The sequence below is a fragment of the Microbacterium lacticum genome (assembly GCF_006716815.1).
Classification (GTDB): domain Bacteria; phylum Actinomycetota; class Actinomycetes; order Actinomycetales; family Microbacteriaceae; genus Microbacterium; species Microbacterium lacticum.
Window position 1 is genome coordinate 1,020,455 of the sequence record NZ_VFPS01000001.1, and the last position, 18,554, is coordinate 1,039,008.

At 71.5% G+C, this 18,554-nt stretch carries 20 protein-coding genes and 1 pseudogene; 10 read left to right on the forward strand and 11 right to left on the reverse strand.

The window, feature by feature from the left end; all coding sequences use genetic code 11:
• Positions 1–98: 98 nt before the first annotated feature.
• Complete coding sequence (locus FHX68_RS04955) at positions 99–710, reverse strand: DUF6264 family protein (protein WP_141379631.1); 612 nt, start codon at positions 708–710, stop codon at positions 99–101.
• The gene (locus FHX68_RS04960; RefSeq protein WP_141379630.1) at positions 707–1,711 is read right to left on the reverse strand and encodes a 4-hydroxy-3-methylbut-2-enyl diphosphate reductase; all 1,005 of its coding nucleotides are present in this window, start codon (positions 1,709–1,711) and stop codon (positions 707–709) included. Before FHX68_RS04960 ends, FHX68_RS04955 begins: the two co-directional genes overlap by 4 nt.
• A gap of 165 nt (positions 1,712–1,876) precedes the next feature.
• Between FHX68_RS04960 and xseA the strand changes: the two genes are divergently transcribed.
• The 7 genes from xseA (at position 1,877) to FHX68_RS04995 (ending at position 7,837) form a co-directional block, all read left to right on the forward strand.
• Positions 1,877–3,154: an exodeoxyribonuclease VII large subunit gene (gene xseA / locus FHX68_RS04965; RefSeq protein WP_141379629.1), complete on the forward strand. Its 1,278-nt coding sequence runs from the start codon at positions 1,877–1,879 to the stop codon at positions 3,152–3,154.
• A gap of 55 nt (positions 3,155–3,209) precedes the next feature.
• Positions 3,210–3,431 carry an exodeoxyribonuclease VII small subunit gene (locus FHX68_RS04970; protein ID WP_141379628.1) on the forward strand — a complete coding sequence of 74 codons (222 nt, stop codon included), beginning with the start codon at positions 3,210–3,212 and terminating at the stop codon, positions 3,429–3,431.
• Between the two features lie 16 nt (positions 3,432–3,447).
• Positions 3,448–4,071, forward strand: a complete 624-nt coding sequence (locus FHX68_RS04975) for a DUF4245 family protein (protein WP_141379627.1) — start codon at positions 3,448–3,450, stop codon at positions 4,069–4,071.
• Positions 4,068–4,721: a carbonic anhydrase gene (locus FHX68_RS04980; RefSeq protein WP_141379626.1), complete on the forward strand. Its 654-nt coding sequence runs from the start codon at positions 4,068–4,070 to the stop codon at positions 4,719–4,721. Before FHX68_RS04975 ends, FHX68_RS04980 begins: the two co-directional genes overlap by 4 nt.
• A gap of 67 nt (positions 4,722–4,788) precedes the next feature.
• On the forward strand, positions 4,789–6,186 hold the full coding sequence (locus tag FHX68_RS04985) for a class II fumarate hydratase (RefSeq protein ID WP_141379625.1): 1,398 nt from the start codon (positions 4,789–4,791) through the stop codon (positions 6,184–6,186).
• Between the two features lie 11 nt (positions 6,187–6,197).
• Entirely contained in the window at positions 6,198–7,184 is a 987-nt protein-coding gene (locus tag FHX68_RS04990) for a sensor histidine kinase (RefSeq protein ID WP_229661464.1), read from the forward strand.
• Positions 7,181–7,837: a response regulator transcription factor gene (locus FHX68_RS04995; protein ID WP_141379624.1), complete on the forward strand. Its 657-nt coding sequence runs from the start codon at positions 7,181–7,183 to the stop codon at positions 7,835–7,837. Before FHX68_RS04990 ends, FHX68_RS04995 begins: the two co-directional genes overlap by 4 nt.
• Before the next feature lie 49 nt (positions 7,838–7,886).
• On the opposite strand, the gene phoH2 is transcribed toward FHX68_RS04995, so the two are convergent.
• From phoH2 to FHX68_RS05010, 3 genes are all read right to left on the reverse strand, one after another.
• Positions 7,887–9,233, reverse strand: a complete 1,347-nt coding sequence (phoH2, locus tag FHX68_RS05000; RefSeq protein ID WP_174799070.1) for an RNA 5'-3' helicase PhoH2 — start codon at positions 9,231–9,233, stop codon at positions 7,887–7,889.
• A gap of 166 nt (positions 9,234–9,399) precedes the next feature.
• Positions 9,400–10,818, reverse strand: coding sequence for an aminotransferase class V-fold PLP-dependent enzyme (locus FHX68_RS05005; RefSeq protein WP_211345049.1), 1,419 nt, complete (start codon positions 10,816–10,818; stop codon positions 9,400–9,402).
• Between the two features lie 28 nt (positions 10,819–10,846).
• Positions 10,847–11,632 (reverse strand): isoprenyl transferase, encoded by a 786-nt coding sequence (locus tag FHX68_RS05010; RefSeq protein ID WP_141379622.1) that lies wholly within the window; start codon positions 11,630–11,632, stop codon positions 10,847–10,849.
• Between the two features lie 116 nt (positions 11,633–11,748).
• Between FHX68_RS05010 and trhA the strand changes: the two genes are divergently transcribed.
• The gene (gene trhA / locus FHX68_RS05015; RefSeq protein WP_141379647.1) at positions 11,749–12,453 is read left to right on the forward strand and encodes a PAQR family membrane homeostasis protein TrhA; all 705 of its coding nucleotides are present in this window, start codon (positions 11,749–11,751) and stop codon (positions 12,451–12,453) included.
• 25 nt (positions 12,454–12,478) lie between these two features.
• Here the strand turns inward: trhA and FHX68_RS05020 are convergent, their stop codons facing one another.
• Entirely contained in the window at positions 12,479–12,814 is a 336-nt protein-coding gene (locus FHX68_RS05020; RefSeq protein WP_229661465.1) for a hypothetical protein, read from the reverse strand.
• Between the two features lie 91 nt (positions 12,815–12,905).
• On the opposite strand from FHX68_RS05020, the gene FHX68_RS05025 reads away from it, so the two are divergent.
• Both FHX68_RS05025 and greA read left to right on the forward strand, forming a co-directional pair.
• Entirely contained in the window at positions 12,906–13,346 is a 441-nt protein-coding gene (locus FHX68_RS05025; protein WP_141379620.1) for a DUF4307 domain-containing protein, read from the forward strand.
• Positions 13,347–13,474: 128 nt separating this feature from the next.
• Entirely contained in the window at positions 13,475–13,963 is a 489-nt protein-coding gene (greA, locus tag FHX68_RS05030) for a transcription elongation factor GreA (protein ID WP_141379618.1), read from the forward strand.
• A 138-nt stretch (positions 13,964–14,101) separates the two neighbouring features.
• Here greA and ilvA read toward each other — a convergent pair whose 3' ends face one another.
• The 5 genes and pseudogenes from ilvA to FHX68_RS05055 all read right to left on the reverse strand — a co-directional run bounded on the left by ilvA (position 14,102) and on the right by FHX68_RS05055 (position 18,527).
• Complete coding sequence (gene ilvA, locus FHX68_RS05035; protein WP_141379616.1) at positions 14,102–15,328, reverse strand: threonine ammonia-lyase; 1,227 nt, start codon at positions 15,326–15,328, stop codon at positions 14,102–14,104.
• On the reverse strand, positions 15,325–16,533 hold the full coding sequence (locus FHX68_RS05040) for an AI-2E family transporter (RefSeq protein WP_141379614.1): 1,209 nt from the start codon (positions 16,531–16,533) through the stop codon (positions 15,325–15,327). The genes ilvA and FHX68_RS05040 overlap by 4 nt, the downstream gene beginning before the upstream one ends.
• 67 nt (positions 16,534–16,600) lie before the next feature.
• Entirely contained in the window at positions 16,601–17,167 is a 567-nt protein-coding gene (locus FHX68_RS05045) for a LemA family protein (RefSeq protein ID WP_141379645.1), read from the reverse strand.
• An 84-nt stretch (positions 17,168–17,251) separates the two neighbouring features.
• Positions 17,252–18,283, reverse strand: a pseudogene (locus FHX68_RS05050) (D-arabinono-1,4-lactone oxidase); the annotation flags it as partial.
• Between the two features lie 16 nt (positions 18,284–18,299).
• Positions 18,300–18,527 carry an RNA-binding S4 domain-containing protein gene (locus tag FHX68_RS05055; protein WP_141379610.1) on the reverse strand — a complete coding sequence of 76 codons (228 nt, stop codon included), beginning with the start codon at positions 18,525–18,527 and terminating at the stop codon, positions 18,300–18,302.
• Positions 18,528–18,554 lie beyond the last annotated feature (27 nt).

Consider the following 18,554-nt stretch of genomic DNA (forward strand, 5'->3'; position numbering starts at 1 on the left):
CACCGCGTCTGCGAGACGCCCCGTCCTCTTCCGAGGGCGGGGCGTCTCGCTGTGCGGCCCGGCGGCGTCGCCGGAAGCGCACACGGACGCTCGTGGCGTCAGGCGCCGAAGTGCGCGACGATCGCCGGGTCGCCGAGGAGCGGCACGGTCAGGCACACGCTCACCACGATGAACGTGACGATCGCCCCGACCAGCGGAATCCACCACGCGAGCTTTCCCCGCGCGATCGCGCGCACCGACAGCGCGGCGGTCACGAGCCAGCCGACGACGAACACGCCGACGCCGATCCGGCCCCACAGGTCGCCCTGCGCGGTGTTCGTGAAGGTGCCGTCGATGCCGGCGAGGTCCATCCACGACCCCGCGAACGCCGCGAAGTGCCACAGCTGCGGGATCGCGCTCGCGACGGTGACGAGCCCGTAGGCGAGCAGGATCAGCGTGATGACCCGGTCGGCGGTGCGGCTCGGCCGCGCCGCGCTGGTCGTCGGCCGGGGCGGTGGAAGGTGACGATCACCGGATGCCCCGTGCCGGCGCGACGGCGAAGCGTCTGCCGCCGGCGCCGTGCGCCCCGCGGACGCCGAGCCCGACACCGACGCCGAACCCGGCTCAGACCCGGCACCCGCGCCCGGCGCGGGCACCCGGATCGCCGCGCGCTGCTCCTCGGGCGTCGCGTACTCGCCGTACTGCGGTCGCGCGCGCTCCGGCTCGCTCACGCGCCGGCCCGTCCCCCCGACTGCCGTCCGCCGAGCGCCCGCCCGTCGCGGCGGCCCGAGGCATCCTGGCGCAGCTCTTTCGGCAGCGAGAACATGAGGTCCTCCTCCGCGGTGCGCACCTGCTCCACGTCGCGGTAGCCGGCACCGGAGAGCTCGTCGAGCACCTCCTGCACGAGCACCTCCGGAACCGACGCGCCGCTCGTGACACCGACGGTCTCGACGCCGTCGAGCCACGACTGCTCGATCTCGTGGACGTAGTCGACGCGGTAGGCCGCCTTCGCCCCGTACTCCAGGGCGACCTCGACGAGGCGCACCGAGTTCGACGAGTTGGCCGAGCCGACGACGATCACGAGGTCGGCGTCCTGCGCAACCTTCTTGATCGCGACCTGCCGGTTCTGGGTGGCGTAGCAGATGTCATCGGACGGCGGATCGTTCAGCTCGGGAAAGCGCTCGCGCAGTCGCCGCACGGTCTCCATGGTCTCGTCGACCGAGAGCGTCGTCTGCGAGAGCCACACCACCTTCGACGGGTCCTTCACGACGACCGTGTCGGCGTCCTCCGGCGAGTTCACGACGGTGACATGGTCGGGCGCCTCGCCGGCGGTGCCCTCGACCTCTTCGTGACCGTCGTGGCCGATCAGCAGGATCTCGTAGTCGTCGCGCGCGAACCGCACCGCCTCGCGGTGCACCTTCGTCACGAGCGGGCAGGTCGCGTCGATCGCCTGCAGGCCGCGGTTCTCGGCGGCGCTGACGACCGCGGGCGAGACACCGTGCGCGCTGAAGACGACGTGCGCGCCCTCGGGAACCTCGTCGACCTCGTCGATGAAGATCGCCCCCTGCGCCTCGAGCTCGGTGACCACGTGGATGTTGTGCACGATCTGCTTGCGGACGTAGACCGGGGCGCCGAAGCGCTCGAGCGCCTTCTCGACGGCGATCACGGCGCGGTCGACGCCGGCGCAGTAGCCGCGGGGCGAGGCCAGCAGCACGCGCTTGTGTCCGACCACCGGGTTATCCTGAAGCCGTCCACGCGGCCCCGGTATGCGGGGCGAGGGAAGACGGACGGCTGTGCTGCTCACCCTTGTGATTCTACGGATGCCACGCTGGGCGCGGGCCGCACGCGCGCCCGACACGACATCACCGCACACGTCCGGACACGACAGGGAGACCCGATGACCGCGTTCGCCCCGGCATCCGGCCAGACTCCGCCGCCCGATTCGGTGCACCCGCGGGAGTCGTCGCCGGAGGCCCCCACCTCGATCTCGCGGCTCAACGAGACGATCCGCGGGTTCGTCTCGAACTGGGGTTCGGTATGGGTCGAGGGCGAGATCACCGCCTGGAACCTCCGCGGCGGCCACGTGTTCGGACGGTTGAAGGATGCCACGGGCGACGCCCTCATCTCCTTCCGGCTGTGGTCGTCGACGCTGCAGCGGCTGCCCGACGACCTGCGCGTGGGCAACCGGGTCGTCGCGTGCGTGAAGAGCGACTACTTCATGAAGTCGGGAGACTTCACCTTCACCGTCTCGGCGATGCGGCACACCGGCCTCGGCGACCAGCTCGCCCGTCTCGAGCAGCTGCGCGCGCAGCTGCGACGCGAGGGCCTGTTCGACGAGTCGCGCAAGAAGCGCCTGCCGTTCCTGCCGCACGTGATCGGACTCATCACCGGGGAGCGCAGCGACGCCGAGAAGGACGTGCACAGGAACGCCGAGCTGCGCTGGCCGCAGGTGCGCTTCCGCACCGCGCACGTCGCCGTGCAGGGCGAGCGGTGCGTGCCGGAGACGCTCGCCGCGCTCGCGACCCTCGACGCCGACCCCGAGGTCGACGTCATCGTCATCGCCCGCGGCGGCGGCGACCCGCAGACGCTCCTCGGTTTCAGCGACGAGCGGCTGCTGCGAGCGGTGGCCGCGACATCCACCCCGATCGTCTCGGCGATCGGTCATGAGAACGACCATCCGCTGCTCGACGACGTCGCCGATCTCCGCGCCTCGACGCCGACGGATGCCGCGAAGAAGGTCGTCCCCGACGTCGCCGAGCAGCGGGCCCTCGTGCAGCAGCTGCGCGCCCGCGCGCGCACCCGCCTCACGCAGCGGATCGCGCACGATGTCGCCCAGCTCGAGCAGCTGCGCACGCGCCCCGTGCTGCGCGCGCCCGAGGGCATGCTCGTCGCGCGCTCGCACGAGCTGTTCGCGCTCACCTCGCGCGGGCGCGACGTCGTGACCCGACAGGTGTACGAGGGCGAGCGGCGCGTCGCGCAGCTGCAGGCCTCGCTCGCCGCCCTCTCCCCCGGCGCGACCCTCGCCCGGGGCTACGCGATCGCGCACCTCGAGGGCGGCGTCATCGTGCGCGAGGCGACCCAGGCGCCCGCCGGCGCCGCGGTGGTCGTCACCGTCGCCGAGGGATCCTTCGCGGCACGCTCCGACGGCCCCGTCGCCGAGGCGGATGTCTCCTGACGCTCCCGCCCCGAACCGGGCGAAGCGGTGTCGGAGGCGACCCTAAGATGAGAGTATGACCGCCGACCCCGCTGCCGACGTCGCGAGCCTCTCGTTCGAGCAGGCCCGCGATGAGCTCGTGCGGGTGGTCGCCGAGCTCGAACAGGGCGCACCGACCCTCGAGCAGTCGCTGAGCCTGTGGACCCGCGGCGAGGCGCTCGCGGCCCGCTGCGAGGAGTGGCTGCTGGGCGCCAAGCGTCTTCTCGACGCCGCCCGGCCCTCCAGCGGAGACGCCTGATGCGGGGGACGTGCTGATGGCCGGTCCGCGCATCGTCGCCGAGCTCGGCCGCCCCGAGACTCCGCAGGAGACGGCCGACCGCAAGGCCGCCTCCTCCGCCAGGTACCGGTCGAGCAAGACGTTCCGAAACCTCGTCGCGGCGCTTCTGATCACGATCGCCGTCGTCGCCGTCGTCTACCTGGGCGTGCCCCGCGGCTCGCTCGCCGAGCCCGAGCCGGCCGATGTCCCCGCCGCCGCGGCGGCGGCCGAGGCATCCGTCGGCAGACCCGTCCTCGTCCCCGAGGTCCCCGAAGATTGGCGAGCCAACTCGGCCCGTCTCGAGGGCGGCATGTGGCGCGTCGTCTACGCCCCCGCGAGCGGGTTCGTCCGCGTCGCCCAGGGCCTCGACGCCCCCGACGACTGGGCGAGCCGCGAGATCGGCGGCTACGCCCCGACCGGCACCGTCACGATCGACGGCATCACGTGGGACGAGTACCGCATCCCGAGCGCGGGGCGCACCGACTCGATCTCCTACGCACTGTCGACGCCCGCCGGCACCGACACCGTGCTCGTCTACGGTGCGACCGACGCCGCCACCGCCGCGATCGCGGCCGAGGGCGTGACCGACCAGATCCGCACCCTGCGCGAGGAGACGCCATGACGGATGCCGCTGTCACCGCACGACCGACGCCGGCGGATGTCTGGGCCGAGATGCGCGAGGGCAACGCCCGCTTCGTCGCGGGCGAACCCCGCCACCCCCGTCAGGACGTGGAGCGCCGGCACGTGCTCGCCGCGGCGCAGACCCCCCGCGCGGCCCTGTTCGGCTGCGCCGACTCGCGCCTGGCCGCGGAGATCATCTTCGATCAGGGCCTCGGCGACCTGTTCGTCGTGCGCAACGCCGGGCAGGTCGCGTCGGACTCGGCCGTCGCGAGCCTCGAGTACGCGGTCGCCGCCCTCGACGTGTCACTCATCATCGTGCTCGCCCACGACGCGTGCGGCGCGGTGCGGGCCGCGATCGACTCGACCGCGCTCGACTCCCCCGAACTCCCCCCGCACATCTGGCGCCTGATCGCCAAGATCGTGCCGGCGGCGCGCACCGTGCTCCGCGCGAGCGGCGGCATCGACCCGCGCGAGCTCGACGCCGAAGACGTCGGCATCGCGCACCTGCACAACACGATCGACGACCTGCTGGCCTCGTCGCGCCTCATCGCCGACGCCGCCGCCGAAGGCCGCGTCGGCATCGTCGGCGCGAACTACCGACTCAGCGAGGGCACCGCGGTGCCGCACGTGGCCGTCGGCATCGGCTTCTGACGGCGACGCGAAGCGCCGACCTGCCTTCCGAACACCCGAACACCCCCACCACGAGGACGTGACACCCATGACCGAGAGCACCGAGTACCGCATCGAGCACGACACGATGGGAGAGGTGCGCGTTCCGAAGAACGCCCTCTACGCCGCGCAGACCCAGCGCGCCGTGGAGAACTTCCCGATCTCCGGCTCGGGGCTCGAGTCGACCCAGATCGCCGCGCTCGCCCGCATCAAGAAGGCGGCCGCCCTCGCCAACAAGCAGCTCGGCACCCTCGACGGCGACATCGCCGACGCGATCGCCGCCGCCGCCGAGGAGGTCATCAGCGGCCGCTACGACGACCAGTTCCCCGTCGACACCTACCAGACCGGCTCGGGCACGTCGTCGAACATGAACATGAACGAGGTGCTCGCGACCCTCGCCACCCGGCACCTCGGGGCGCCGGTGCACCCGAACGACCACGTCAACGCGTCGCAGTCATCCAACGACGTCTTCCCCACCTCGGTGCACATCGCCGTCACGCAGGCGCTCATCGACGACCTGATCCCGGCGCTCGACCACCTCGCCGTCGCCCTCGAGGCGAAGGCGGAGCTGTGGAAGGATGCCGTGAAGTCGGGCCGCACGCACCTCATGGATGCCACGCCGGTCACCCTCGGCCAGGAGTTCGGCGGCTACGCCCGCCAGATGCGCCTGGGCATCGACCGCGTGCAGGCCGTGCTCCCCCGCGTCGGCGAGGTGCCGCTCGGCGGCACGGCCGTCGGCACCGGCATCAACACGCCCACCGGCTTCCCGCAGAAGGTCATCGAGCTCCTCGCCGCCGAGACCGAGCTGCCGATCACCGAGGCGAAGGACCACTTCGAGGCGCAGGCCAACCGTGACGGCCTCGTCGAGGCATCCGGCGCCCTCCGCACGATCGCGGTGTCGCTGACCAAGATCAACAACGACATCCGCTGGATGGGCTCGGGCCCGAACACCGGCCTCGGCGAGCTGCACATCCCCGACCTGCAGCCGGGTTCGTCGATCATGCCCGGCAAGGTGAACCCCGTCGTCCCCGAGGCGACCCTGATGGTCTGCGCCCGCGTCATCGGCAACGACGCGACCGTCGCCTGGGCCGGGGCGTCCGGCTCATTCGAGCTCAACGTCGCGATCCCGGTCATGGGCACGGCCCTGCTCGAGTCGATCCGACTGCTCTCCAACGCGCTGCGCGTGCTCGCCGACAAGACCATCGACGGCCTCGAGGCGAACCTCGAGCGCGCCGCCGCCTACGCCGGCATGTCGCCCTCGATCGTCACGCCCCTGAACAAGCTGATCGGCTACGAGGCGGCGGCGAAGATCGCCAAGCACGCGGTCGCCGAAGGCATCACCGTGCGCGAGGCCGTCATCGATCTCGGGTACGTCGAGCGGGGCGAGCTGACCGAAGAGCAGCTCGACGCGAAACTCGATCTGCTGTCGATGACCCACCCTGGTTGATAATCGTCAGTGTGAACCGCACCGCCGGCGCCGCACGGGTGAGCACCGCCCGCCGCCCCCGCACGCTCGGCCTGGTTCTCGCGACGGTGGCGGCGGGGTTCGCGGTCACCGCGATCGGCGTGCTCATCGCGCTCGTCGCGACCTCGGCGGAGGTGTCCTGGCCCGCGGTGGCGGTGTTCGGCGTGGGCGCGGTGGCGACCCTCGGGGTGACCGCGATCGTCGGGTGGGCGCTCCTCGCTGAGGCGCCCGCCGCGGCATCCACCGACGGCGCGGAGGCCTCGTTCGACACGCAGCGGCGCCTGCTCGACGACGTGCGCCATGAGTTGAAGACGCCGATCACGATCGTGCGCGGGCACCTGGAGCTGATGGATCCGAACGATCCCGTCGACACCGCGGCGACGCGGGAGCTCGGCATCGCGGAGCTCGACCGCATGACGCGCCTCATCGGCGACATCGATCTGCTCGCCGCCGTCGAGGCCGACAGCTTCTCGATGGGCGACGTAGATCTCGCGGAGCTCACCCGCCGCGTCGCCGACCTCGTCGGGGTGATCGCCGGCCACACCTGGCGGGTCGAGCAGGAGGCGCAGGCGATCGTCCGCGGCGATCGCGACCGGCTGCTGCAGGCGTGGCTGCAGCTGGCCGACAACGCCGCCAAGTACACCCCCGAGGGCAGCCCGATCGAGATCGGCAGCGCCGTGCATCCGTCGGGCGCGCAGCTCTGGGTGCGCGATCACGGCCCCGGCATCCCGCCCGCCATGCGTCACCGCGTGTTCCGCCGCTTCGACCGCGGCGCCGGCAAGCGCTCGGTCGGCGGATCGGGCCTCGGGCTCGCGATCGTCGACGCCATCGCGAAGGCGCACGGCGGCCGCTGCACCGTCGCCGAGACGCCCGGCGGCGGCGCCACGCTGACCCTCGGGATCCCCATCGGTACCCGCGCATCCCTTCCCATGCCGGTGCGCGCCGGCGACGTCGTACTCCAGCGAGAGGCCTCCGGATGACCCGCATCCTCGTCGTCGATGACGAACCCCACATCCTCGCCCTGGTCACCCGGGCGCTGCATGCCGACGGGCACGAGACCGTCGTCGCCGAGGACGGTCAGGCGGCCCTCGATCGCGCGCTCGAGGGCGATATCGACCTCGTCATCCTCGACGTGGGGTTGCCGAGCCTCGACGGCTTCGAGGTGCTGCGGGCGCTCCGCGCCGGTGGCGAGCGAATGCCCGTGATCATGCTCACCGCGCGGTCGTCGACGAGCGACGCGGTCGACGGGCTGGATGCCGGAGCGAGCGATTACGTGCCGAAGCCGTTCTCGGTCGCCGAGCTGATGGCGCGTGTGCGGTCGCGGCTGCGGGAGCGCACCGGCGCGGTGACGATGGTGCTCTCGCAGGGCGATGTGACCCTCGACATCCTGGCGCGGCGGACGACCGTCGCGGGGCGCGAGGTCGACCTGTCGGCGCGCGAGTTCGCGCTCGCGGAGCAGTTCCTGCGCCACCCCGGCGCGGTGCTCACCCGCGAGGTGCTGCTGAGCCGCATCTGGGGCATGGACTTCGACCCGGGCTCCAACGTCGTCGATGTGTACGTGCGCTACCTGCGCGCGAAGCTCGGCGCCGACCACATCGTGACCGTGCGCGGCGAGGGCTACCGCTGGGAGTAGACCCGTCGGGCCCCGCCCCGGCCCCGCGGCCGCGCCTCGATCGCGGCGGTCAGCTGAGCTCGCCCTGCTCCAGCAGGTCGGTCACGAGCGCGGCGATGGCGGAGCGCTCCGAGCGGGTCAGCGTGACGTGGCCGAACAGGTCGTGGCCCTTGAGGGTCTCGATGACCGACGCGACCCCGTCGTGCCGGCCGACCCGCAGGTTGTCGCGCTGGCCGACGTCGTGCGTGAGCACGACCTTGGAGTTCTGACCCATCCGGCTCAGCACCGTGAGCAGCACGTTCCGCTCGAGCGACTGCGCCTCGTCGACGATCACGAAGGCGTCGTGCAGGGAGCGGCCACGGATGTGGGTGAGCGGCATGACCTCGAGCATGCCCCGCGCGACGACCTCTTCGAGGACGTTGCCCGAGACGACGGAGCCGAGCGTGTCGAACACGGCCTGCCCCCACGGGTTCATCTTCTCGGCCTGATCGCCGGGCAGGTACCCGAGCTCCTGACCGCCGACGGCGAAGAGGGGCCGGAACACGATGACCTTCTTCTGCTGCTGACGCTCGAGCACCGCCTCGAGACCCGCGCACAGGGCGAGGGCCGACTTGCCGGTGCCGGCGCGGCCGCCGAGCGAGACGATCCCGACCTCCGGGTCGAGCAGCAGGTCGATCGCGATCCGCTGCTCGGCGGAGCGCCCGTGCAGCCCGAACACGTCGCGGTCGCCACGCACGAGCTTGTACGCGCCGTCACCGGTCACCCGGCCGAGCGCCGAGCCGCGCTCGGAGTGGATGACGAGGCCCGTGTTCACCGGCAGTCCGCGCACCTCGTCGCTCGAGGCGACCTCGCTCTCGTAGAGGTCGCTGATGTCGTCGCCCGAGACGTTCAGGTCGGCGATGCCGGTCCAGCCGCTGTCGACGGCCTGCTCGGCGAGGTACTCCTCGGCGTGCAGGCCGAGCGAAGCGGCTTTGACGCGCATCGGCAGGTCTTTCGAGACGATCGTGACCTCCTGTCCGTCCTGGGCGAGGTGCGTCGCGACCGACAGGATGCGGGTGTCGTTGTCGCTCAGGCGGAGGCCGGCCGGCAGCACCGAGGCATCCGTGTTGGCGAGCTCGACGCGCAGCGTGCCGCCCGCGCCGACCGGAACCGGGAAGTCGAGGCGTCCGTGTTCGACGCGCAGCTCGTCGAGGTGGCGCAGCGCCTGGCGGGCGAAGTAGCCGAGTTCGGGATCGTGTCGCTTGGCCTCGAGCTCGGTGATCACGACCACCGGCACGACGATCGAATGTTCGGCGAACCGGAAGAAGGCCCGCGGATCGCTCAGCAGCACCGACGTGTCGAGCACGTAGGTGCGGAGGTCCTGGTCCACCTCCGCCGCGGTGTCGAGGTGCTGCTGCTCTGGAACTCGTGTGGTCACGACCCACTCCCGCCCCGGGTGAGGATCACCCGGCAGTCTCGAGTCGACCAGGGCCACGAGTCGTGGTGAGGCCGACCCGACCGGGCGCCTTGCCCGATGTGATGAACGTACGGCCGCCGTGGATGCCACCGCAGGCGCGACACGCCGCGCTCAGGTTGCCGTGGTGTTAATTCTCGGTGCGGCCGTCGTTGTCCGGCGCGGCGTCGTCGATGGTGGCGATCACGATCTCGTCATCGGCGGCGTCGACCGCGTCGTCGACGGCGGCCTCGGCGTCGAGCGCGTCGTCGGGCACCGCCTCGATCTCCGCCTCGATCTCCGCCTCGGGGACGGCGCCCGTCGCGGGTTCGGCCCACGCGTCGCCTTCCGGGCGCGTCTCGGGCGCCGGCGGCACGTCGATCACCTCGATCGTGATGATCTCGGCCGCGCTGATCTCCCCGCCGGGGTCGCCGCCGAAGTCGACCGCGCTGACGCGGCGGCTGGCAGCATCGGCGAGGGCGTCGCCGAGGAGCAGCAGGCTGTCGGCGCCGGTGCCGACGTGCGCCGACACGCGGATGCTCGCTCCCCGGGCCGTGACGGTGACGCCGTGGTTGGCGAGGGCCGCGGCCAGCGCCGAGGCGTCGGCCGCCGCAGGCAGGAGCGTGACGATGCCGGCGTGGGCTTCACGCGGCGTCATCACGGGCACCTCGTAACGATCGGCGAGGTGCATGACCTCCTGCGCGCGAGCGCGGACGGCCGCAGCGATGGGCGCGACGCCGACGTCGTCGATGTCCCGCAGCGCCGCGGCGAGCCGCGAGGCCGCCAGCGGGTCGGAGGGCGCCACGGAGTAGGCGGCCGCTCCCGGCAGCACCCCGGGGACGCCGAGGGTGCCGGCGTCGCCGAGCATGCCGGAGATCCCCGACAGCACCGCTTCGATGCGGTCGCGCGCCGCCGGTGAGAACCGCGCGAAGCCGGTCCCCCGCCCGGAGCGCAGCCATTTGTAGCCATTGCCGGTGATGACATCGGCCGCGCGCCAGTCGACGTCGACGACGCCGAAGGCCTGGATGGCATCGACGATGAGCAGACGGTCGCCGATCGCCTCCCGGATGGCGGGGAGGTCGACGAGGGCCCCGGTGCGGTAGTCGACGAGACTCAGCGCCACCGCGGTCACGTCGTCGTCGAGGGCGTCGACGATGGCATCCGTCGTCACGATGCCCTCGGGCGGGTCGATCTCGCGAACGGCGAGCAGTCCGCGCGCCGCGGCCGCCCGTGCCGCGGAGAGCCGCACCGCCGGGAAGTCCTGCGCGGGAACGACGACGGTGCCCTCGAGGCCGAACATGGCGTGCAGCAGACCGTGGGTCGTCGAGGGCTGCAGCACGATCTCGTCGCCGGGCACGTCGAGCAGCTTCGCGACGAGCGTGCGCGCTTCCGCGGCGCGAGCGCCGACGAGGTCGATCCCGGCGCGCCGTCCGGTGCCGAGCAGTTCGGCGTCGGCGCTCATCTCCGCGCGCACACTCGGGGAGAGGGGGCCGAAGCGGGCCCAGTCGAGATATCCCGGTTCGACGTCGAACGAGTCGATCAGAGTGTCCACATCGTTCACGTCTGCCATTGTCTCACGCGCCGGTCGCGCGTACCGATCAGCCCCCGAAGCGGCGGTCGCGGGTCGCGTAATCGCGGATCGCGCGCAGAAAGTCGACCTCGCGCAGATCGGGGCCGAGCGCCTCGACGAAGTAGAACTCGGAGTGCGCCGACTGCCAGAGCAGGAAGTCGCTCAGGCGCTGCTCCCCCGACGTCCGGATGACGAGGTCGGGGTCGGCCTGACCGCCGGTGTAGAGGTGCTCGCCGATCTGCTCGGGGGTGAGACTCGCGGCGAGCTCTTCGAGCGAGCCGCCGACCCGCTGGTGCTGGGCGATGATGCTCCGCACCGCGTCGACGATCTCGCCGCGACCGCCGTAGCCGACGGCGAGGTTCACGTGCAGTCCGGTGTTGCCGGCGGTGCGCTCCTCGGCCGTCTTCAGCACGCGGGCGAGATCGGCGGGCAGGCCGTCGGCGCGGCCGACGTGCTGCACCCGCCAGCCGGGCTCCTGGGAGAGCTCGTCGGCGAGTTCCGCGATGATCTCGATGAGATCCGACAGCTCCTGCGAGTCGCGCTTGCGGAGGTTGTCGTTCGAGAGCAGGTACAGCGAGACGACACGGATGCCGAGCTCATCGCACCAGCGGAGGAACTCGTGCATCTTGGCCGCACCGGCCCGATGGCCCTCCGCGACCGTCGCGTAGCCCGACTGGCGCGCCCAGCGCCGATTGCCGTCGATCATCATCGCGACGTGGTGCGGGACGGTCTCGGGGGTGAGCAGGCGCCGGAGTCGCGAACTGTACAGCCGATAGAGGAACCCTCTCCCCTCACCCGGCGCCGACGCTGTCACCCCCCTACGCTACCGTGCCCGGGCGTGAGCCCGCGTGTCCGCGTATGTGCGCGACGGCATACGCCGCGCCCTATGCTCGGACCGTGTCCGAACCCACACCCGATGAGGGCGTCGACATGCCCCAGCTGCCTCTGATCGAGGCGGCCGAGGTCAGCGCGAACGCCGAGATCAAGCCCACGTGGCGCGGATGGATCCACGCCGGCACCTTCCCCGTGGCGATCGCCGCGGGCATCGTGCTGATCGCGCTCGCCGACGGCGCCGCGGCCAAGTGGGCCTGCGCGATCTTCATGGCGACCTCGGTGCTGCTGTTCGGGAACTCCGCGCTCTACCACCGCTTCAACTGGGGCCCGCGCACCAAGGCGGTGCTCAAGCGCATCGACCACGCGAACATCATGCTGCTGATCGCGGGCACCTACACGCCCATCGCCGTGCTGGCCCTTCCCCCGCAGAAGGGCACGGTGCTGCTCGTGCTCGTATGGACGGGGGCTCTCGTCGGCATCCTCTTCCGCGTGTTCTGGATCAACGCGCCGCGCTGGCTGTACGTCGCGCTGTATCTGCTGCTCGGCTGGGCGGCGGTCATGTACCTCGTCGACCTGCTCGAGGCGAACGTCGCGATGATGGTGCTCGTCATCATCGGCGGCCTCCTCTACACCGGCGGCGCCGTCTGCTACGCGCTGAAGAAGCCGAACCCCTGGCCGGGGCGCTTCGGCTTCCACGAGATCTTCCACGTGTGCACGGTGCTCGCCTTCCTGTGCCACTGGACGGCGTGTCTGCTGATCGCGCTCGACCCGGTGGTGCCCTCGCTCGGCGCGCCCGCCTGATCCGGCGCGGGTATTCGCCGCGCGGTCAGCGCCCTGCGCCGCCGCGGGGGTCGATGTCCTGGTCGTCGACGTCGGTCGCGCGCTCGGCGGACTCGCCCTGAGCCTCGGCCTCCGCCGCGGCCTGCGCCTCGGCATCCAGCTGCCCGTTGACGTCGGCGCGGTAGCCGGCACGACGGATGCGTCGCAGCATGTCGATGATGAGGAACACCACGACGACCGCGATGAGCGCGATCGCGACGAACCCGACGAACCCGGGAGTGACCGAGTCGGGGTCGACCGTCATCGAGGGCGAGGGCGTCGCGAGCCCCGCGTGCCGCGCGGAGGCGGCGATCCACTCGGTCGCGGAGGGAAGTGTCAGCATCGTTCCTCGGTTCGTCGTTCCTCGGCGGCGCGCGCACGGCGTAGCCTGGAACTCCAGCCTAGATCGCCCGCCTCCACCGCGAAGACCCACGATGCCCTCCACCCCCGACGTCACCGCGCACGACGACACCGCGACGCTGTCGCCCGAGGTCCGTGCCGAGCTCGACGATCGCTACGGCCGCACGCGCGGGCGTCGCCGAGGCCTCTGGATCGCGGTCGGCGTGGTCGCGGTCGCCCTCATCGGGTACTTCGGCTGGACGACAGTCGCACAGTCGATGGACTCCGTCGACGTCGACAACACCGCCTTCCACCCGGTCGACGCGCACTCGGTGACGATCGAGTTTCAGGTGACCCTCCGGCGCGGCGCGGCGGTCACGTGCGCGATCGAGGCGCAGGACACCGACCACGGCGTCGTGGGGTGGCGGATCGTCGAGTATCCGGCCAGCGACGCGCACAGCCGCAGCTTCACCGAGACGATCCCGACCGTCGCCGAGGCGACGACGGGTTTGGCGACCTCCTGCTGGATCCCGTAGTCTGAGGCGACACGACGCGCCCCGGCTGCCCGCCGGGGCGTTCGGTTTACCCCGGCAGGGCCGGGCGAACCCAGCACGACACACCCGTGCGGCAGAGCCGCACGTTCCCCCGATGCAAGGAGAGACGCGTGGCCGAGAACACGGAGACCTTCCTCACCCAGGACGCCTACGACCGGCTCGCCGCCGAGCTCGAACACCTGTCGACGACGGGACGCACCGAGATCGCGGCGCGCATCGAGGCCGCCCGCGAAGAAGGCGACCTCAAGGAGAACGGCGGCTACCACGCCGCGAAGGACGAGCAGGGCAAGCAGGAGGCGCGCATCCGCACGCTGCAGCAGCTGCTGAAGGAGGCCGTGGTCGGCGAGGCTCCCGAGGCCGACGGCATCGTCCGCGGCGGCACGGTCGTCACCGCGATCGTCGCCGGCGGCGAAGAGGTGTTCCTCCTCGGCAGCCGCGAGATCGCCGCCGGTTCCGAGCTCGACGTCTACAGCGAGGCGTCCCCGCTCGGCGCGGCGATCCTCGGCCTCGCCGTGGGCGCCAAGACCTCGTACACGGCGCCGACGGGGCGCGAGATCCCCGTCGAGATCGTCAAGGTCGACACCTACACCGGCCAGTAGGCCGCGCCCAGGCATCCTGCGCCTCACGAAGGCAGGACAAATCACCGAGGCAGGACGGAACCCGCGGGTTTCGTCCTGCCTCGGTGATTTGTCCTGTGTCGGTGACGCACGCGGACGGCGACGGATGCCCCGACGCGGTCAGTCCTCGACGACGCGCGGGTGGAAGCCCGCGGCATCCAGCACGCTGATCACGTGCGCGCGGTGCTCCTCGCCGCGCGTCTCGACGCTCAGCTGCAGGATCACCTCGCTGATCTGCAGCCCCTGGCCGTGCCGTGTGTGCAGCACCTCGATGACGTTGGCGCCGGCGATCGAGAGCAGCTCCGACACGCGGGCGAGCTGGCCCGGACGGTCGGGCAGCGGGATCTGCAGCGTCATGTAGCGCCCGGATGCCGCGAGGCCGTGTGCCACGACGCGCTGGAGCAGCAGCGGGTCGATGTTGCCGCCGGAGAGGATGACCGTGGTCGGGCCGCTGGCCCGCACCTTGCCGGCGAGGATCGCGGCGACCCCGACCGCACCGGCGGGCTCGACGACCTGCTTGGCGCGCTCGAGGAGGTTCAAGAGCGCACGGGCGATATCGTCGTCGCTGACCGTCACGACCTCATCGACGAGCTCGCTGATGACCTCGAAGGTCAGCTCCCCCGGGCGCGCCACGGCGATGCCGTCGGCGATCGTCGGCGTGGTCTCGACCGTGAGCGGCTCGCCGGCCGCGAGCGAGGCGGGGTAGGCGGCCGAGTTCTCCGCCTGCACGCCGATGACCCGTACGGTGCGCCCCTCGGCCGCCGCACGCGCCTTGACGGCGGCGGCGACACCGGCGATGAGCCCCCCGCCGCCGATGCCGACGATGACCGTCTCGAGGTCCTCGACCGCGTCCCACAGCTCGAGTCCGAGCGTTCCTTGCCCGACGATCACGTCACGGTGGTCGAACGGGTGGATGAGCACCGCCCCGGTGCGCTCGGCGTACTCCGCGGCGAGGCGCAGCGGCGTCTCGACGGTCGCGCCCTCGAGGATCACCTCGGCGCCGTACCCGCGCGTCGCGAGGAGCTTCGGCACGGGCACACCGAGCGGCATGAAGATCGTGGCGTGGATGCCGAGCTTCTGCGCCGCGAGCGCGACGCCCTGCGCGTGGTTGCCGGCGGATGCCGCAACGACACCCCGCGCGCGTTCTTCCGCGCTCAGCCGGGAGAGCCGGTAGGTCGCGCCGCGGATCTTGAAGGAGCCGGTGCGCTGCAGATTCTCGAGCTTCAGATGCACGGGCGCGCCGAGCACGTCGGAGAGGTACTCCGACTCGTCGAACGGGGTCTGCACGATGACGGGGCGCAGCACGGCGGCGGCGTCTTCGAACTCCGCCAGGGTCGGGATGGTCACGCGGTCGTCCTCCTGCTTCGCGGCACGGTACTCCAGATCAGATCGGCCTCGGACGGCGGCGCCGACCCCCCGGGGTGCCGGTGGGAGAGGTAGACCGCGACGACGTTGATGAAGGCCGCGATCGGCACCGCGAACAGGGCGCCGGGGATGCCCGCGATCATCGCGCCGCCGGCGACGACGAGCACGACGGCGAGCGGATGCACCTTGACGGCCGATCCCATGAGGAGCGGCTGCAGCACGTGGCCCTCGAGCTGCTGCACGCCGAGCACGACGATGATCATCCAGAACGCGATCCAGGGGCCGTTGTAGACGAGCGCGAGGAACACCGCGAGCGTGCCGGTGACGATCGCGCCTACGAAGGGCACGAAGGCGCCGAGGAGGACGAGCACCCCGATGGGGATCGCGAGCGGCACGCCGAGGAGGAAGGCGCCGAGCCCGATGCCGATCGCATCGATCGTGGCGACCAGCAGCTGCGTGCGCGCGTAGGTGACGACCGTCGCCCAGCCCGCGCGGCCGGCGCCGTCGACGTCCGCGCGCGCGCGGCGGGGGAACAGGCGCACCACCCAGCGCCAGATGCCGGCGCCGTCGGCGAGGATGCAGAGCAGGATGAACAGCGACAGCACGGCGCCGGTCGCGACGTGCCCGACGGTCGATCCGATCGCGAGCGCGCCGGACCAGAGGAGCTCCGCCTGCTGCTGCAGGAAGGTCCATGCCTGCGAGAGCATGCTGTCGATCTGGGCTTCGGTGAGGTGCAGGGGGCCCTCGACGAGGTACTGCCGCAGCTGCTGCACCGACTCGAGGGTGCGGGCGCGCACGGAGCCCCACTCGCGGCTGATCTGCCAGACGGCGAGCCACAGCAGGCCGCCGATCACGGCGAAGGTGCCGATCACCGACACGACGATCGCGAGCCACCGCGGCACCCGGTGGCGCAGCAGCCAGGTGAATCCGGGCCAGATCAGCGCCGCCACGAGGATCGCGACGAGGAGCGGCACGACCAGCAGCTTCAGCTGGATGACGATCCAGATGAGGATGCCTGCCGCCACCGCGATCACGACGAACCGCCACGCGTAGGCGGTGGTGACCTTGAGGCCGTGGGGCAGCCCCGCGGAGATCTCCGTCGTCACGGTCCGCTCGGGGTTCCGCAGGGATTCCAGCAACGACGGCCGGGGCTTGCGCTCCCCGCCGGTCTCATCCGCGCCGCTCATCCGCTCAGTCTAGGACTCGGAATATGCCGGCTCCGTCACGCGAAACCGCTCGACGCGCACTGCCGGGTCAGAACTGGATGCGCGGGGGTTCGGCGATCGCCGCTCCCCCGGTGACCTCGAAGAACTCGCGCTCGTGGAAGCCGAGGTTTCGCGCGAACAGGTTGTTCGGGAACACCTTGATCTTGGTGTTCAGTTCACGGACGCCTCCGTTGTAGAACCGGCGCGAGGCCTGGATCTTGTCCTCGGTGTCGACGATCTGGCTCTGCAGCTGCAGGAAGTTCTGGCTCGCCTGCAGCTGCGGGTAGGCCTCGGCGACGGCGAACAGCGACTTGAGCGCCTGCTGCATGTGGCCCTCGGCGACCCCCGCCTCGGCGGGCGTCTGGGCGCCGATCGTCTCGGCACGGGCGCGCGTGACGTTCTCGAACACGGCCTTCTCGTGCGCGGCGTAGCCCTTCACCGTCTCGATGAGGTTCGGCAACAGGTCGGCGCGGCGCTTCAACTGCACCGTGATGTCGCTCCACGCCTCGTCGACGCGGACGTTCAGCGCCACGAGCGAGTTGTAGGTCGCCCACAGGTAGATCCCGACGATCACGACCAGCGCGACCACGATCAGAACCAGGATCAGCCACGCCATGTCCATAGGACTCCCCTCGATGCTGTGATCATCCTATCCGCGCGCGCCGGGGCATCCGTGTGCCTCCCGCGCACTTCTCAGCGGTTACCCACCGAGCACGCGGTCGAGGTACGTGTTGCGGAACGCGCGGTGCGGATCGAGGCGGTCGCGGAGGGCGGTGAAGTCGTCGAAGCGCGGATACCGGGCGCGCAGCGCCGTGGCATCCAGGGTGTGCATCTTGCCCCAGTGCGGGCGCCCGCCGTGCGCGAGCATGACCTCTTCGACGGCGGCGAAGTAGGCGGTCGGGTCGACCTTCCAGTACCGGTGCACGGCGAGGTAGCCGGTCGCGCGACCCGTCGCGGTTGAGAGCCAGAGGTCGTCGGCGGCGGCGACGCGCACCTCGATCGGGAATTCGACGTGCCAGCCGTTCTCGTCGATCACGCGCTGCACCCCGCGGAAGGCGGATGCCAGGTTCTCGAGCGGCACGGCGTATTCCATCTCGCGGAAGCGCACGCCACGGCTCGTGGCGAACACGCGGTGCGACGCGTCGGAGAACGTGCGGTCGCCCCAGACCCGCGCCGACAGGCGGTTGATGCCCGGCACGAGACCCGGCGCCGCGCGCCCGGCGCTGCACACCGACTGATGCACGACGTTTCCAACGAGCACGTCGTCGACGAGGCGCGAGGTGGCGGTGAGGGGCCGCGTCGCGGTGCCGGCGGGCAGGCGCGTGTTGGTCTTGGTGAGCGCGGTGGCCGTGTGCGGGAACCAGTAGAACTCGAAGTGGTCGACGGCATCGGCACGCGTCTCGAGATCGTCGACGACGGCGTCGAGCGGCTCGGGGCGCTCGACCGCCTCGAGCACGAAGGCAGGGACGCACTGGATCGTGATGTCGACGAGGATGCCGAGGGCGCCGAGCCCGAGCGCGACGGCGGGGAGCATTTCGGCGTTCTCGGTCTCGGAGACCGTCAGCAGGTCGCCGTCGGCCGTGACGAGGGTCGCGGCGACGACCTGGCTGGCGATGCCGCCGAAGCGCGCCCCGGTGCCGTGCGTGCCGGTCGAGATCGCGCCGGACAGCGACTGCCGGTCGATGTCGCCGAGGTTCGTCATCGCGAGGCCGTACGCCCGCAGGCCCGCAGGCCCGCAGAGCAGTCGCTCAGGCGCAGACGCGCGCGAGTCGGTTCTCGTAGCCGACCACGTCACCGACCTGCAGCTGGCGCCCGCGCCGGCGATCGACCTCGCCGTTGACGGTAACGAGCCCGTCGATGATCGCCTCTTTGACGTCGCCGCCCGAGTCGAGAAGACTCGCGAACTTCATGAACTGACCGAGCCGGATGCCATCGCCGCCGATCGACACGTCTTCGATCGCAGCCTCATTCGCCATATCGGAAGGGTAACCGACCGACCGGGC

Bases quoted from the DNA above. Each gene is read 5' to 3' on its own strand.
- FHX68_RS05055 (WP_141379610.1), bottom strand. From the start codon at position 18,527: ATGGCGAATGAGGCTGCGATCGAAGACGTGTCGATCGGCGGCGATGGC.
- FHX68_RS05045 (WP_141379645.1), bottom strand. From the start codon at position 17,167: ATGGCGTGGCTGATCCTGGTTCTGATCGTGGTCGCGCTGGTCGTGATC.
- FHX68_RS04970 (WP_141379628.1), top strand. From the start codon at position 3,210: ATGACCGCCGACCCCGCTGCCGACGTCGCGAGCCTCTCGTTCGAGCAG.
- FHX68_RS04985 (WP_141379625.1), top strand. From the start codon at position 4,789: ATGACCGAGAGCACCGAGTACCGCATCGAGCACGACACGATGGGAGAG.
- FHX68_RS05025 (WP_141379620.1), top strand. From the start codon at position 12,906: ATGCCCTCCACCCCCGACGTCACCGCGCACGACGACACCGCGACGCTG.
- FHX68_RS04975 (WP_141379627.1), top strand. From the start codon at position 3,448: ATGGCCGGTCCGCGCATCGTCGCCGAGCTCGGCCGCCCCGAGACTCCG.
- FHX68_RS05040 (WP_141379614.1), bottom strand. From the start codon at position 16,533: ATGAGCGGCGCGGATGAGACCGGCGGGGAGCGCAAGCCCCGGCCGTCG.
- FHX68_RS05005 (WP_211345049.1), bottom strand. From the start codon at position 10,818: ATGGCAGACGTGAACGATGTGGACACTCTGATCGACTCGTTCGACGTC.
- trhA (WP_141379647.1), top strand. From the start codon at position 11,749: ATGCCCCAGCTGCCTCTGATCGAGGCGGCCGAGGTCAGCGCGAACGCC.
- FHX68_RS04980 (WP_141379626.1), top strand. From the start codon at position 4,068: ATGACGGATGCCGCTGTCACCGCACGACCGACGCCGGCGGATGTCTGG.
- FHX68_RS05020 (WP_229661465.1), bottom strand. From the start codon at position 12,814: ATGCTGACACTTCCCTCCGCGACCGAGTGGATCGCCGCCTCCGCGCGG.
- xseA (WP_141379629.1), top strand. From the start codon at position 1,877: ATGACCGCGTTCGCCCCGGCATCCGGCCAGACTCCGCCGCCCGATTCG.
- FHX68_RS04995 (WP_141379624.1), top strand. From the start codon at position 7,181: ATGACCCGCATCCTCGTCGTCGATGACGAACCCCACATCCTCGCCCTG.